Source organism: Blautia sp. AM29-29, assembly GCF_003480555.1.
GTDB lineage: Bacteria > Bacillota > Clostridia > Lachnospirales > Lachnospiraceae > Fusicatenibacter > Fusicatenibacter saccharivorans.
This window is the reverse complement of the sequence record NZ_QUJD01000003.1, coordinates 181,349-197,191: the sequence shown is the minus strand read 5'-3', so window position 1 is coordinate 197,191 and position 15,843 is coordinate 181,349. Positions and strand designations below refer to the sequence as shown.

The following is a 15,843-nucleotide window of genomic DNA, read 5'->3' as shown; positions in this document are numbered from 1 at the left end:
AAGAGATGAATGGTATTTTAGCAGCCACCCTGATGGTGGGTGGAACCGGCCTTTTGATTGGTATTCTCCTTGGAATTGCCGGAAAGAAGTTTTATGTGGAAGTGGACGAGCGCGAGACGAAGGTCCGTGAAGCGCTGCCGGGCAACAACTGCGGCGGCTGCGGTTACCCGGGCTGTGACGGAGCGGCGGCTGCAGTGGTAAAGGGTGAAGCCCCGATTTCGGTCTGTCCGGTCGGCGGAGCGCCGGTTGCGGCAGCGATCGGTGCCATTATGGGACAGGAAGCCGGAGCACAGGAGCGCAGAAAAGCAGTGGTACGGTGCGCCGGTACGTGTGACGTGGCAAAGAACAAGTATGAATACACGGGTGCAAGGGACTGCTCCTACGCTGGTTTTGTACCGGGCGGCGGTCCGAAGAGCTGCGGAAACGGATGTCTTGGTTTTGGAAACTGCGTGAAGGCATGTAAGTTTGATGCGATCCATATTGAAAACGGCATTGCCGTTGTGGACGGCGAAGCGTGCAAGGCATGCGGTGCCTGCGTGAAGGCCTGTCCGAGAAATCTGATCGACCTGATTCCGTATGAGCAGAAGATCACGGTGAAATGCCGCTCAACCGAGAAGGGCAAGGCGGTGATGGCAGCATGTGAGATCGGCTGTATCGGATGTAAGAAGTGCGAGAAGAACTGCCCGTCGGATGCAATTCACGTTGTGGACCAGCGCGCCGAGATCGACCCGGCAAAATGTACAGGCTGCGGCCTCTGCGCGGAGAACTGCCCGCGGAAGTGTATTATGGTAGAAAAATAAAAATGAGAAATTCCATGCTGTGGGAGGGAACTTCTGCGGCGTGGAATTTTTGCTTTTCGGTGATATCGTGTTAGCCAATGCCGGGGGTGGCTGGCTTGACTTGAATTTGGGAAAATGATAAACTGAAAGTCAGAAAACGAGGGGCGAAAAGCTAAAAAAATATAAAATGGCAGAAAGGACGGGGCAAAAGTATGACAATGACAATGGATGAACTGATGAAAGTGCTCGATATGCAGGAGGATATTCTGCAGTTTACGCATTTTACAAATGCAGACGCATGGGAACTGGGAACGATGATCCTGATGGAGGCAAGACGGCGCGGAGCGCAGGTTGGCATCATGATCCGCAGAAGCAATGGAGAAGTTGTATTCCAGTATTGTGATAACGGCATTACGCCGCACAATGTGGAGCTGATGAGACGGAAGAGCAATTCGGTGCTTCTGACGGAGCGGAGTTCGCTGCAGCTCTACATGGCAGCGACGAATGCGCCGGAGAGCGTAAAACAGATGGTACTGGACCCGAAGGAATACGCAATGCTGGGCGGAGGTTTTCCGATCTGCGTGGAAGAAGTCGGCGTTGTGGCAACCGTAGCAGTGTCCGGCATGGGACAGGTTTCGGATCATGATGTGATTGTGAAATGCATCAGCAAATATTTGCATATCGATGAAGTACCGAGAATCAGAACTGTATGAAAATGATGATTGAAACTAAATTTTGTGTATGATACAATGTCACCGGCAAAAAGACATGACAGTTTCATCAGGGACAACAAAACCCCCGTGAGCGGCAACTCACGGGGGGTGGTTTATGTCAGCAGGTTTTGCATATCTTCCGGCAGTGGTGCGTGGAAGTTTAAGGGTTCTCCGGTGATCGGATGGACGAAGGAGAGCGATGCAGAGTGAAGTGCCTGGCGGGGGAAAGTGCCGGGAGTTTTGTTGTAGAGGGTATCGCCGAGCAGCGGATGGCCGATGTAAGCCATGTGGACGCGGATCTGGTGGGTGCGGCCGGTTTCGAGATTGAGTTCGAGATGGGAGAAAACGGAGCAGTGCGCGAGGGTGCGGTAATGGGTTACGGAGCGCTCGCCGGAGGCAAAGTCGACGGTGCGCTGGATGAGGGAGCCGTTGAGGCGGGCGATCGGTGCGTCGATGGTGCCGGATGCAGCGGTTTCGCCGAGGGCGAAGGCCTGATACGTGCGGTGGATTTCGCGGGAGCGCATGGCCTGGGAGAGAACGGCGGCGCTTAAGGCGTGCTTGGCGAGCACGATAAGGCCGGTGGTGTCGCGGTCGAGGCGGTTGATGCAGCGGTAGACGAAGGGTTCACCTTTCTGTTCAAAATACCATGCAATGCCGTTTGCCAGCGTATTTTCATAATTTCCAATCGACGGATGAATCGGCGTATCAGCGGGTTTATCCACAACGAGGATGTCGTCATCCTCATACACAACCGAAAACGGAACCGGCCGCGGCAGAATTCCGTCGGAGGGTTCTGTTTCGACAAGGTGCGTTTCGATCACATCCCCGGCGTGCACGGCCTGGCTCGTCCAGGCGCGGACGCCGTTTCGGAAAATGCCGTCCTCTGTGCGTTTTAAGCCCGTAATAATATGGCGCGAATATCCATGCCGGCGGAGAAACCATTCCACAGTCAGATTTTCCCGTTCCTCCTCCGGCGAAACCACATATGTAAACCTGTGTCCCATACACAAAACCTCCGTTTCTATAGCTTTTTTATCGAATGAACCCCGTCATTTCGGGGCAAAATTTCAAAAAGAGACTTTCCCAGTCTTTCGCAAGTATAGCCGAAAACAGATGGAAAAGCAAGAAACTTACCTTTCTATAGCGAAAATATAAAAAAGTATAAAAGTTTCATGAAATGTCAGAATTTGATTGATTTTAGCGAAAGAAAAGTTTATGCTACTAAAAAAGAAAGAAAATCAAGAAACAGGAGGGGATACAGATGAAACAGGTGCAAAAACCGAAAAAACCCATAATTTTTTATTATGTGATTGCGCTGATCGTCATTCTGCTGTTAAATCTTCTGCTTTTCCCGAGACTTCTCGAGCCAAAAGTAACAGAAGTTGATTACGGAAAATTTTTGCAGATGGTAGATAACAACGAAATCAGCGAAGTCCAGATCCAGTCAAATGAGATTATTTTCAGCGACAAATCAAGCCCGGCGAATTATTATAAGACGGGTGTGATGAATGATTACAAGCTGGTAGATCGTTTATATGAGGCAGGTATTACCGAATTCGGAACGCCGATCATAGAGCAGATGTCGCCACTCATGGAATTTCTTTTAACATGGGTAATACCGATCGTTGTGATGGTTGCGCTCGGACAGTGGCTGATGAAACGCATGACGAGCAAGATGATGGGCGGCATGGGAAATGCGATGAGCTTTGGAAAGAGCAACGCCAAGGTTTATGTACAGTCCGAAACCGGCATTAAATTTGCAGATGTTGCCGGAGAGGATGAGGCAAAAGAAATTTTACAGGAGATTGTTGACTTCCTGCATAATCCCAAAAAATATGAAGAAATTGGTGCAAAAATGCCGAAAGGAGCACTGCTTGTCGGCCCTCCAGGAACCGGTAAAACGCTGCTTGCAAAGGCAGTAGCCGGAGAGGCAAATGTTCCGTTCTTCTCCATTTCCGGTTCTGAGTTTGTCGAGATGTTCGTCGGCATGGGAGCTGCGAAGGTGCGTGACCTGTTCCAGCAGGCAAATGAGAAAGCACCGTGTATCGTCTTTATCGATGAGATCGATACCGTCGGCAAAAAACGTGACGGCGGCGGATTCTCCGGAAACGACGAGCGTGAGCAGACCCTGAACCAGCTGCTTGCCGAGATGGATGGATTCGATGGAAAGAAAGGCGTTGTCATTCTGGCAGCGACGAACCGTCCGGATTCCCTGGACCCGGCACTTCTTCGTCCGGGCCGTTTCGACCGCCGTGTGCCGGTTGAACTGCCTGACTTAAAAGGCCGTGAGGAAATCCTGAAAGTCCATGCGAAAAACATCCGCGTGGGCGACAATGTCGATTACAATGCGATCGCACGTATGGCATCCGGTGCTTCTGGTGCAGAACTTGCCAATATGATCAACGAGGCAGCACTCCGTGCCGTCCGTGATGGAAGAAAATTCGTCACCCAGGCGGATCTGGAGGAGAGCGTTGAGGTTGTCATCGCCGGATACCAGAAGAAGAATAAGATCATGACCGACAAAGAGAAACTGATCGTTTCCTACCACGAGGTCGGCCATGCACTCGTCGCAGCACTGCAGAGCCATTCCGCTCCAGTTACGAAGATCACCATTATCCCGCGTACGTCCGGCGCCCTCGGCTATACGATGCAGGTGGATGAAGATGAGCACAACCTGATGAGCCGTGAAGAGCTGGAAAACAAGATTGCAACCCTGACCGGCGGCCGTGTGGCAGAGGATCTGGTGTTCCATTCCATCACGACAGGTGCTTCGAACGATATCGAGCAGGCAACGAAGGTGGCAAGAGCCATGATCACCCGCTTCGGTATGAACGAGGAATTTGGTATGGTTGCATTTGAGACGGTAACGAACCAGTACCTCGGCGGTGACACTTCCCTGGCATGCTCCGAATCGACAGCAGCACAGATTGATGAGAAGGTTGTTGCAGCAGTCAGAAAACAGTACGACAAAGCAGAGCAGCTCTTAAAAGATAACATGCCGAAACTCCACGAGCTGGCAAAATATCTGTATGAGAAAGAGACGATCACAGGTGATGAGTTTATGGAAATCCTGAATTTATCCCCGGATCAGCTCACGACAACGAGAATGGAAACAAACTAAAAAGCGATAAAAGCAGATGAGAATCCCGCGTTACTGTTCACCCAGCAGTGAAACACTTGCTGTTTCACTGCGTAAGAAAGTGATTCACGAATCCCGCGTTTCAAGGCGACTTCAGCCTTGCGCGGGATTCTTTCTTGTGCTATAATGCTGTAATGCGAAATTATGACACAAAAAGACAGATTTTTTAGGATAGACCAAGAGAACATAAGGAGAAACGCAATGAAGAAAAAACAGGCATGGAAAGTGATGGGTGCTGTCCTTGCGGGCACACTGGTATTTTCCGATGCAGTTCCGCTCCGTGCCAGCGCATCGGCAGGAACGGAAAAAAGCGCAGTACAGAACGAAACTGTCTCCGGAACGGAGAACGGTACAGAGACAAAACGGGCAGCCGTTTATGTGAATCTGAAAACCGGCGATGATACGGCAGACGGTACAACGGCAGAGACAGCAGTAAAAACCGTGGAAAAAGCACAGGAGCTTCTTGCAGTTGCAGCGGCAGAACTGCAGGCGGACGGGAAAACAACCGAAAAAAACACTGCTGCAGATACCAGCAAAACGGCAGCGGAGGAAGCAGCAGAAAAATATCTGGTATTCGTCGGAATGGATGAAAAAGAGCTGGAAACGTATCGAAAGAAACAGCAGAAAACAGACTTCAGGGGAAGAGTAACAGATACCGTTTTTGCGGCAGATGAAATCGTGGTGACAGAAGCCGGATATGAGGCTGTTCTGGCAGCAGAAAAAGCAAAAGAAACGGTTTCGGAAACACCAACGCTTGCGCCAGGCGAGTCTCTGGCACCGGATGCGGCAGAAGATACCGTAACACCAACTCCGGGTCCGACGGAAACGCCGGATGCAGAGCCAACCGCAGAACCAACGGTGACCCCGGACGCAGAACCGACGGAAACGCCGGACGCAGAGCCGACCGTAACGCCGGCGGAGGAACCAACGGCAACTCCGACACCGGATGCGGACAACGGAGAAGATACAGGGGATACACCAACGGCAGCGCCGACACCGGATGCGGAACCGACCGTAACGCCGGAAGTAACTCCGACGACAGCACCGGGCGAGAATACCGATGACAGTGAAAATCCGGAGAATCCGGAAACTCCGGCAGAAGATCCAACCGTGACACCTGCCCCGGATGATACAGCAAAAGACGATCCTGCAGCAGATGATACAAACCAGGACGATACAAACCAGGATAACCAGAACGGAACGGGAAATGATGCATCATCGGACCAGTGGAAACAGGATGAAAATCTGGATGACCTTGTAAAAGATGAAATTCAGAAAGAAAACGAAACCGTAAAAAATTTCGATGAAATTTCCAATCCATCCGGTACGGACAGCACAGAAGACGGCTATCTGATCTCCAATGTCTCTCTTTTGATCCAGCCGGTGGCAGTAAGTCTGTCCAGAAGCCTTGTATCAGAGGAGCAGACGAAAACAGCAGAAGCTGAGACGGCGGACGAAGGCGAGCATGAACTGCTTGCAGCTGCAGAGCAGAAATCCAACCTGAGTGCAGGTGAAATGACAGCAAGTGCAGCCGATGACGTAAGTACGCTGCGTGCCGCAGGAACGATCCTTGTAGGACCGGACAACTACGGAACGAATAAGACATCCACTCCGACTCCGACAGCCACACCGTCGAAGAGCAGCAGTAACAACAGCTCTTCCAATTCCAGTACCGGAAGCACAAAGATTCCGCAGAAGAAGACACAGACCACTGTAAGCATCCGCAGCATCCCGGTCAACACCGGCGATGAGACGATGGTGCTTCCGCTGGCGATCAGCTCCGCACTTTCTGCAGCCGTTATGTTCTGCATGGCATTCCTTCAGATGCAGGCGAAACGCGCAAAGAGCATGGCCGCATGGCTGGAATTCAAAAAGAATCATCCGTTTGACGAAGAATAAAGAAACAGGCATATCCGGAAAAGCCATTCCATACATTTACAGTATGGGAGGGCTTTTTCTTATGGAAGAAAAGAAAACATGGGCGGTGGGTGCGGGCAGCGGGATCAGCTGGCTGAAGGCTCTTCTCGTTTCCTATCTGATCTCGGTGCTTCTTCTTTTGCTGCTGTCTTTCCTGCTCTGGAAATTTTCCTGGAAGGAAAGCTGGGTGCAGGCGGGCATTGTGGTGATCTATCTGGCATCAAGCTTTTCCGGCGGAAGAATGGCAGGAAACATGGCGGGAAAACGGCGGTTTCTCTGGGGCATCTGCTTTGGAATCGTGTATTTTGCCATTCTGATCATCGTCTCCGCAGTCTTCCTGCCGGGCGGATTTGCCGGAGCCGGAAGACTTCTGTGGGCGGCAGCAGTCTGTGCCGTCGGCGGAATGGCAGGCGGAATGACGGCACACGGCAGATAAAAGCGGACAAAACAGAACATTTTTTCAAAAAACAGACTTTTAAATTTGAAAAACCTATGCTATAATGGGAAGAGCTAATGGCCGAAGACTATAAAAAAGTCGCGCGTCAACTACAATGAAGGAGGAATGTGCCATGAAACACATCAAAACTTTAAATACAAAAAGCTTACAGAACACTGTAAAAAAAGGTGGATGCGGTGAGTGCCAGACATCCTGCCAGTCCGCATGTAAGACTTCTTGCACCGTAGGCAACCAGAGCTGCGAGCATAAGTAAAAGTAATCCATAAGGACGAGTAAAAGGTGTTCCCAGAACCGGTTTCGCCGGATTTGGGAACATTCTTTTTGCCAGGCACATCAAAAAAAGAGAGAGTTATAGAAAGGAATACCACAGTGATACATTTATATAAAAGCAATGGCTTCAACATGGTGCTGGACGTCAACAGCGGCTCCGTCCATGTTGTGGATGACTGCGTATACGATGTCCTTTCCTGCATGAACGAAGGAAAAAATGCAGAAGAGGCAGCAGAGGCGCTTAGCAGTAAATATGCCGAGCAGGACATCACCGAAGCCAGAGAAGAAATTCAGGAACTTACAGATAACGGCATGCTCTTTACAAAAGACATTTACGAAAACGCAATTGATCAGTTTTCCAACCGTCCGACCGTCGTAAAAGCACTCTGCCTCCACATTGCACACGACTGCAACCTTGCCTGTCGTTACTGCTTCGCAGAAGAGGGCGAGTATCACGGAAGACGTGCACTGATGTCCCTGGAAGTCGGCAAAAAAGCGCTTGATTTCCTGATCGCAAACTCCGGCAGCAGAAGAAACCTCGAGGTAGATTTCTTCGGCGGTGAACCGCTGATGAACTGGGATGTTGTAAAACAGCTCGTAGCCTACGGAAGAGAACAGGAGAAGTTACATAACAAGAACTTCCGTTTCACCCTGACCACCAACGGTGTTCTCTTAAACGACGAGGTCATGGAGTTCTGCAATAAAGAGATGGGCAACGTCGTATTAAGTATCGACGGAAGAAAAGAAGTTCACGATCACATGCGTCCGTTCCGCAAAGGTGCCGGAAGCTACGATCTGATCGTGCCGAAATTCCAGAAATTCGCTGAGCTTCGTCATCAGGATAAATACTATGTGCGCGGAACCTTCACGCATTACAACACAGACTTTGCAGCTGATGTTCTCCATCTGGCAGACCTCGGCTTCAAGCAGATCTCGGTTGAGCCTGTTGTAGCGCCTCCGACCGAGGACTATGCGATCCGTGAGGAAGACCTTCCGGTGATCTTCGAACAGTACGACATTCTGGCAAGAGAGATGATCAAGAGAGAAAAAGAAGGAAGAGGCTTCAATTTCTTCCACTTTATGATCGATCTGACCGGCGGACCATGTGTTTATAAACGTCTTTCCGGCTGCGGTTCCGGAACCGAGTACCTTGCGGTAACACCGTGGGGCGATTTCTATCCGTGCCACCAGTTCGTAGGACAGGAAGATTTCTGCCTTGGAAATGTTTACGAAGGCGTGAAAAAGACAGAAACGGTCAACGAATTCAAAAAATGCAACGTTTATTCCAAAAAGGAGTGCAGCCAGTGCTTTGCACGGTTCTACTGCAGCGGCGGATGCGCGGCAAACTCCTACAACTTCACAGGTAAGATCAACGATGTTTACGAGATCGGCTGTAAGATGCAGCAGAAGCGGATCGAGTGCGCATTGATGATAAAGGCAGCTCTGGCCGAAGATTAAAGAAAAGAGGAAAATCGCGACATGATGAAAAAGAAACAGAGTATCATCGCGCTCGTCCTGGCAGCCATTGTAACAGTGCTTCTTGGATGGACGATGATCAAAGGATGGGGTCCTACCGGAACCGGTTCGATGAAGAACATCAACCTGGGTCTGGATCTGTCCGGCGGTGTCAGCATTACCTACCAGGCCGTAAAGGACAACCCGACAGACGAAGAAATGTCAGATACCCGCTACAAGCTGGAACAGCGTGCGCAGCAGTACAGCGAAGAGGCACAGGTATATCTGCAGGGCGACAACCGTATCACCATTGAAATCCCGGGTGCAACCGATGCAACCACCATTCTGGAAGAGATGGGTAAACCGGGAAGCCTGTATTTCATCAAACAGACCAACGATGACGGAACAGAAAACTACACCTACGACAGCTCGACCGGCGAGTACGTTCTGAACGGAAAAACTATCGAAGAGCTCGAGGAGGACGGCTCCGTCGTTCTGACCGGTAAAGATGTGGAGAGCGCAGAAGCCATGCATCAGCAGAACTCCACCACAAAAGCAACCGAGAGCGTCGTTCAGCTGAAAATGACCGACGAAGGAAAACAGAAATTTGCAGACGCAACCCAGGAAGCCTACAGCGCAGGAAAGAGCATCGGTATCTATTATGATGAAAAATTCGTCAGTGTACCGAGTGTAAACGCTGTGATTTCCGATGGTACTGCAGTCATCTCCGGCGGAAACATGGACTGGGATGAAGCAACCAGCCTGGCATCCACCCTCCGTATCGGTTCCCTTTCCCTGAAACTTGAGGAGATCAACTCCAGCGTCGTTGGAGCACAGCTTGGATCTGCAGCTGTTTCCACCAGCGTAAAAGCGGGAGCGATCGGCATTGTACTGATTATCCTTTTCCTTGCAATCGTATATCGCCTGCCTGGTATTGCTGCCGGATGGGCACTGCTCATCTATGTTGAGCTGAATCTGATTGCTTTAAATGCATTTGACCTGACATTGACCCTGCCTGGTATCGCAGGTGTTATCCTGTCGATCGGTATGGCGGTCGATGCGAACGTTATCATTTATGCCCGTATCGAGGAGGAGATCGGTGCCGGAAAGACGGTTCATGCGGCAATCCGCGACGGATTCAAGAAGGCAGCTTCTGCCATCCTGGACGGAAACGTGACGACCTTGATTGCAGCAGCTGTTCTGTATGCGCTTGCGAGCGGAAGTGTCCGCGGATTCGCCATGACACTTGCTCTTGGTATTGTTCTTTCCATGTTCAGCGCCATGGTTGTTTCCAGACTGCTGGTCAACAGCCTGTACGGTATGGGACTGAAGGATGCGAAATACTACGGAACCAAGAAAGAGCGCAAGGGATTTCCATTTGTGGAAAAGAGAAAGATCTTCTTCACGATCTCCTGCATTCTGCTGCTTGCCGTTCCAGCCAGCATGATTTTCATGCATCAGACAAAGGGAAGCGCACTGAACTTCGGCCTTGACTTCAAGGGCGGTACTTCCATCAACGTTCCGTTCAACGAGGATTACTCCATCGAAGAGCTGGACAAAGAGGTAGAGCCGGTTGTGGAAGGCGTGACAAAAGATTCCAATATTCAGATGACAAAGGTTGTCGGAGGCAACAATGTCATCATCAAAACACGTTCTCTGACTCTGGAAGAGCGTGAGCAGGTTTACCAGGCAATGGCAGACAATTTCGGTGTCGATACTTCTGAAATCACTTTCGACAACATTTCTTCTACTGTAAGTAAAGAAATGAGCCAGAATGCGATGAAAGCAGTTATCATCGCTGTAGTCTGCATGCTGCTGTACATCTGGATCCGTTTCCGCGACATCCGTTTCGCATCGAGTGCCATCCTTGCACTGATGCACGATATCGCCATTGTATTCGGATTCTATGTGGTATCCCGTATTTCGGTCGGCAGCACCTTTATCGCGTGTATGCTGACGATCCTCGGCTATTCCATCAACAGTACGATCGTCATCTTCGACCGTATCCGTGAGAATCTGCCGGAGTTAAAGAGAGAGCCGATCGAGTCCCTGGTTGACCGCTGCATCACGGACACCCTGACCCGAAGCATTTACAGTTCCCTCACCACCTTTATCACCATCTTTGTTCTGTTCGTGATGGGAGTTTCTTCCATCCGCGACTTTGCAGCACCTCTGATGGTTGGTATCGTATGCGGAGCTTACACTTCTGTCTGCATCACAGGTGCCCTGTGGTATGTGATGAAGCACGTTGGAAAAAACAAATATGTGCCGTCCAAAGCAGTACAGAATAAGACAAAAAATAAATAAAAGCAGCAAAAACCATAAAAAGAGAAACGCCGGACCGGAAAAGTCCGGCGTTTCCTGCTAACAGGAAAGAGGAGAACATATGAAGAAAGAACGCTGGGTAGTTTCGGCAAAACGCGCCGATTTCCAGGCAATTGCGGACCGGTTCGGCATCGATCCCGTCATCGCCCGCCTGATCCGGAACCGGGATGTGACCGGGGAGAAAGAGATCGAAGAGTATCTCTTCGGTGATCTGGAGCAGCTCCACGATCCGCTGCTGATGAAGGATATGGAGCGCGCGGCAGATCTGATCGCAGAAAAAATTCGGGAGAAAAAGCCGATCCGCATCATCGGGGACTACGACATCGACGGTGTTACGGCAACGTATATTCTGCTGACCGGATTAAAAGATCTCGGTGCCGATGCGGATGTGCGTATCCCGGACCGGATTGCAGACGGATACGGCTTAAATGAGCATCTTGTGCAGTTTGCCGCGGATGAGGGGCGGGACACGATCGTCACCTGTGACAACGGCATCGCGGCGGGCAGTCAGATCCGTCTGGCAAAAGAACTTGGCATGACGGTTGTTGTGACGGACCACCACGAGGTTCCGTTTGAGGAGGATGAAAACGGAGAACGCCGCTACATCCTGCCGCCAGCGGACGCGGTTGTCAATCCGAAACAGAAAGACTGTTCCTATCCGTTTCCGGGCCTCTGCGGTGCGGCCGTCGCATGGAAACTGATCCAGACGATGGAGGCAAAAGCAGGTATTCCAAAGGAGCACAGCTTCCGCTTTCTGGAATTTGTCGCCATTGCGACGATCGGTGATGTGATGGATCTGCAGGGAGAAAACCGGATTTTTGTAAAAGCCGGCCTTCGGGCGCTCCATAAAACGCAGAACCTCGGCCTGCAGGAGCTGATCCGTGTGCAGGGCATCGAGGCGGAAAACGTGACACCGTATCACATCGGCTTCGTTCTCGGCCCGTGCATCAACGCATCGGGACGGCTTGACACGGCGGAGCATTCGTTAAAACTGCTCTGCGCAAAGACACGTGAGGAGGCCGCAAAGCTTGCCGGGGACTTGAAAGACCTGAATGAAAGCCGCAAAGAGCTGACGCGCCAGGGTGAGGCGAAAGCAATCGAGCTCGTGGAAACCTCCCCGCTGCAGAACGACAAAGTCCTCGTCGTCTATCTGCCGGACTGCCACGAGAGCCTTGCCGGAATCATCGCAGGTCGCCTGCGGGAGCACTTCCACAAACCATCCTTCGTACTCACCAGAAGTGAGGAGGGCGTCAAGGGCTCCGGCCGCTCGATCGAAGCGTATTCGATGTATGAGGAGCTCTGCAAATGCAAAGAACTGATGACGAAATTCGGCGGCCACCCGATGGCTGCGGGCCTTTCCCTCGCAGGAGAGGAGATGATCGAACCGTTCCGCCGGGCACTGAACGATAATTCCACGCTGACGGAAGAGGATTTCGTCGAAAAAGTTGTGATCGATGTGCCGATGCCGATCACCTACATCACCAAAAATCTGATCCGCCAGTTAAGTCTCTTGGAGCCGTTCGGAAAAGGCAACACGAAACCGCTGTTCGCACAGAAAGGACTGACTGTATTAAATTACCGCATTTTTGGAAAGAATAGAAACGTGGTGAAAGTACAGCTTGCCGATGCGGGCGGATACCAGATGGATGGTGTCTATTTCGGCGAGGGAGAAGCGTTCGCCGCATACGTGGATGCACATCCGACCCTCTCGGTAGCGTACTATCCGTCGATCGATACGTGGAACGGACGCGACAAATTACAGATCAATATCCAGAGTTATTTTTAAAGATGCAGAAAAGCCGCAAATACCTGATTTTTCTGCCCTGTTTTCTATCGGAAACAAAATTGACGCAGAAGAATATTGATGCTATACTGTAAGGTGAATTGTCAAACCTTGACGAAACGGAGGAATATTTTATGAAAAAAGTAGAGGATTACGTAAGAAGTATTCCGGATTTCCCGGAACCGGGTATTATTTTCAGAGATGTAACGAGTATCCTGCAGGACGCAGACGGACTGCAGCTTGCCATAGATGAGATGCAGCATTTTGTAGAAGAAGTAGACTGTGATGTAATCTGCGGAACCGAGTCCCGCGGCTTCATTTTCGGTATGCCGATTGCTTACAATCTGCACAAACCGTTCGTGCCGATCCGTAAAAAAGGAAAACTTCCTCTGGAGACCATCGAGGAGAGCTATGACCTGGAGTACGGCAGCGCAACGATCGAGATGCACAAAGACTCCATCAAACCGGGCCAGAAGGTAGTCATCATCGACGATCTGATTGCAACCGGCGGTACCGTGGAGGCTTGTGCAAAAATGATCGAGCGCCTCGGCGGCGAAGTAACCAGAATCGTGTTCCTGATGGAGCTTGCCGGCTTAAAAGGACGCGAAAAACTGGCAAAATATGATGTAAAATCTGTCATCCGTTACGATGGCAAATAACGTATCCAACGAAACGCAGGGGTTAATCATGAGAGCGGAGGATACATATGGAAGAAGAGAAAAGAATCAGTGAAGAAGAATTAAAGAAGGATGTGGCGGCGGCAGAAGCCAGAATCCGCAAGACGGACGATTTTACAAGTCCGGAGGAATTATACGGGGAATTGATCGCTTCTGTGAAAAAATATCATCCATCGGACGATATTTCCCTGATCGAAAAAGCATACCGCGTGGCAGCGGATGCACATAAGGACCAGAAAAGAAAGAGCGGGGAACCGTACATCATCCATCCGCTCTGTGTGGCAATTATCCTGGCAGATCTGGAGCTCGACAAGGAGTCGATCGCGGCAGGCCTTCTGCACGACGTTGTCGAAGATACCGTCATGACCGAAGAAGAGCTGACCGAGGAGTTCGGCCCGGAGGTGTCCCTGATTGTAAGCGGTGTCACGAAGCTGGCACAGCTGAAATATTCTGCGGATAAGGTCGAGGAGCAGGCAGAAAACCTGAGAAAGATGTTCCTTGCGATGGCAAAGGATATCCGTGTTATTCTGGTAAAACTGGCGGACCGTCTGCACAACATGCGGACCGCACAGTACTGGTCGCCGGAGACGCAGAAGAAAAAAGCGCGTGAGACGATGGATATTTATGCCCCGATCGCACAGCGCCTCGGTATTTCCAAGATCAAGGTCGAACTCGATGACCTTTCTCTGAAATATCTGGAGCCGGATGCGTACTATGAACTGGTGCAGAAGGTCAGCATGAAGCGGGAGCAGCGGCAGGAGTTTGTCGATGCGATCGTAAAAGAGGTGACCCGTCATATCCACCAGGCCGGCATTGAGGCAGATGTCAACGGACGAATCAAGCACTTTTTCAGCATCTACAAAAAGATGGTCAACCAGCATAAGACGCTGGATCAGATCTATGACCTCTTTGCGGTCCGCATCATCGTGGAATCCGTCAAAGACTGCTATGCAGCGCTCGGTGTCATCCATGAAATGTACACGCCGATCCCGGGCCGTTTCAAAGATTACATTGCGATGCCGAAGCCAAACCGTTACCAGTCCCTGCATACAACCCTGATCGGACCGAACGGACAGCCGTTTGAGATTCAGATCCGTACTTATGAGATGCACCGGATTGCAGAATACGGTATCGCTGCACACTGGAAATACAAAGAGGCCTCCGACGGCAAGAAACCGGGACCGGAGCAGGAAGAGGAAAAACTGACCTGGCTGCGCCAGATTCTGGAGTGGCAGCAGGACATGGCGGACAACCATGAGTTCATGAACCTCTTAAAGAGCGATCTCGACCTGTTTGCCGACAATGTTTACTGTTTCAGCCCGGCGGGCGATGTCAAAACGCTTCCGGTCGGCTCCTGTGCCATCGACTTTGCTTATTCCGTCCACAGTGCGGTCGGCAACAAGATGGTCGGAGCGAGGGTCAACGGAAAACTCGTGCCGATCGAGACGGAACTTCACAACGGAGACCGCGTCGAGATCATCACCTCGCAGAACTCCAAGGGACCGAGCCGCGACTGGCTGAAAATTGCGAAGAGTTCCCAGGCAAAGAGCCGCATCAACCAGTGGTTCCGCCAGCAGAACAAGACGGACAACATCGTCAAAGGCAAGGAAATGCTCACCAGCTATGCAAAGCTGAAGGGCAAAAACCTTGGAATCTATACGAAACCGATGTACGAAGAGGCTGTCATGAGAAAGTACGGCTTCCGCGACTGGGATTCCGTTCTTGCGGCCATCGGCCACGGCGGCTTAAAAGAGGGCCAGGTCCTCAACAAGCTGATTGAGACGTACGAAAAGCAGCATAAAAAAGAGATCACCGACGAGCAGGTGCTCGAGGCGGCATCTGGAGAGAAAGTTCTGCCGGTTGGAAAGAGCAAGGGCGGCATCGTCGTGCGCGGTATCCACGATGTGGCAGTTCGCTTCTCAAAATGCTGCAATCCGATCCCGGGCGATGAGATCGTGGGCTTTGTCACAAGAGGACGCGGCGTGACCATTCACCGCACCGACTGTGTCAATGTCCTGAATCTGCCGGAATCTGAGCGGGTGCGCCTCATTGATGCTGAATGGCAGGCAGAGGACAACGGCGGCTCTCTCTATACCGTGGAGATCAGCGTTTACGCAAACAACCGTACCGGTCTTCTGGTGGATATCTCCAAGATCTTTACCGAGCGGAAGATCGACCTTGCGGCGATGAACGTGAGAACGAGCAAGCAGGGAACGGCTTCCATCGATGTGACGTTCGACGTGCACAACAACGAAGAGCTGAACAGCATCATCGAGAAGGTGCGCCAGGTGGAGAGCGTGATTGATATTCAGAGATCGAGAGGATAAA

At 51.1% G+C, this 15,843-nt stretch carries 12 protein-coding genes; 11 read left to right on the top strand and 1 reads right to left on the bottom strand.

Annotated elements, in window-relative coordinates; all coding sequences use genetic code 11:
- The first annotated feature begins 5 nt into the window (after positions 1–5).
- Both DW769_RS03605 and DW769_RS03600 read left to right on the top strand, forming a co-directional pair.
- Entirely contained in the window at positions 6–800 is a 795-nt protein-coding gene (locus DW769_RS03605) for an RnfABCDGE type electron transport complex subunit B (RefSeq protein WP_118640218.1), read from the top strand.
- A gap of 191 nt (positions 801–991) precedes the next feature.
- Positions 992–1,492: a heme-degrading domain-containing protein gene (locus DW769_RS03600; protein ID WP_022461366.1), complete on the top strand. Its 501-nt coding sequence runs from the start codon at positions 992–994 to the stop codon at positions 1,490–1,492.
- 113 nt (positions 1,493–1,605) lie between these two features.
- On the opposite strand, the gene DW769_RS03595 is transcribed toward DW769_RS03600, so the two are convergent.
- A complete protein-coding gene (locus DW769_RS03595; protein ID WP_055219470.1) occupies positions 1,606–2,496 on the bottom strand; it encodes an RluA family pseudouridine synthase in 891 nt (296 codons plus the stop codon).
- A 257-nt stretch (positions 2,497–2,753) separates the two neighbouring features.
- Between DW769_RS03595 and ftsH the strand changes: the two genes are divergently transcribed.
- The 9 genes from ftsH (at position 2,754) to DW769_RS03555 (ending at position 15,842) form a co-directional block, all read left to right on the top strand.
- Complete coding sequence (ftsH, locus tag DW769_RS03590) at positions 2,754–4,613, top strand: ATP-dependent zinc metalloprotease FtsH (protein ID WP_117509257.1); 1,860 nt, start codon at positions 2,754–2,756, stop codon at positions 4,611–4,613.
- Between the two features lie 219 nt (positions 4,614–4,832).
- Positions 4,833–6,530 carry a hypothetical protein gene (locus tag DW769_RS16355; protein ID WP_158579787.1) on the top strand — a complete coding sequence of 566 codons (1,698 nt, stop codon included), beginning with the start codon at positions 4,833–4,835 and terminating at the stop codon, positions 6,528–6,530.
- Between the two features lie 61 nt (positions 6,531–6,591).
- Positions 6,592–6,984: a TIGR04086 family membrane protein gene (locus DW769_RS16350; RefSeq protein ID WP_158554962.1), complete on the top strand. Its 393-nt coding sequence runs from the start codon at positions 6,592–6,594 to the stop codon at positions 6,982–6,984.
- 133 nt (positions 6,985–7,117) lie between these two features.
- Positions 7,118–7,258 carry a six-cysteine ranthipeptide SCIFF gene (gene scfA, locus DW769_RS03580; RefSeq protein WP_022461131.1) on the top strand — a complete coding sequence of 47 codons (141 nt, stop codon included), beginning with the start codon at positions 7,118–7,120 and terminating at the stop codon, positions 7,256–7,258.
- A 116-nt stretch (positions 7,259–7,374) separates the two neighbouring features.
- Entirely contained in the window at positions 7,375–8,733 is a 1,359-nt protein-coding gene (gene scfB, locus DW769_RS03575; protein ID WP_117509255.1) for a thioether cross-link-forming SCIFF peptide maturase, read from the top strand.
- A gap of 24 nt (positions 8,734–8,757) precedes the next feature.
- Positions 8,758–11,037 (top strand): protein translocase subunit SecD, encoded by a 2,280-nt coding sequence (gene secD, locus DW769_RS03570; protein WP_117509424.1) that lies wholly within the window; start codon positions 8,758–8,760, stop codon positions 11,035–11,037.
- A 79-nt stretch (positions 11,038–11,116) separates the two neighbouring features.
- Positions 11,117–12,841, top strand: a complete 1,725-nt coding sequence (gene recJ / locus DW769_RS03565) for a single-stranded-DNA-specific exonuclease RecJ (protein WP_117509254.1) — start codon at positions 11,117–11,119, stop codon at positions 12,839–12,841.
- Between the two features lie 131 nt (positions 12,842–12,972).
- Entirely contained in the window at positions 12,973–13,497 is a 525-nt protein-coding gene (locus tag DW769_RS03560; RefSeq protein ID WP_117509253.1) for an adenine phosphoribosyltransferase, read from the top strand.
- 47 nt (positions 13,498–13,544) lie between these two features.
- Positions 13,545–15,842 carry a RelA/SpoT family protein gene (locus tag DW769_RS03555; RefSeq protein WP_117509252.1) on the top strand — a complete coding sequence of 766 codons (2,298 nt, stop codon included), beginning with the start codon at positions 13,545–13,547 and terminating at the stop codon, positions 15,840–15,842.
- Position 15,843 lies beyond the last annotated feature (1 nt).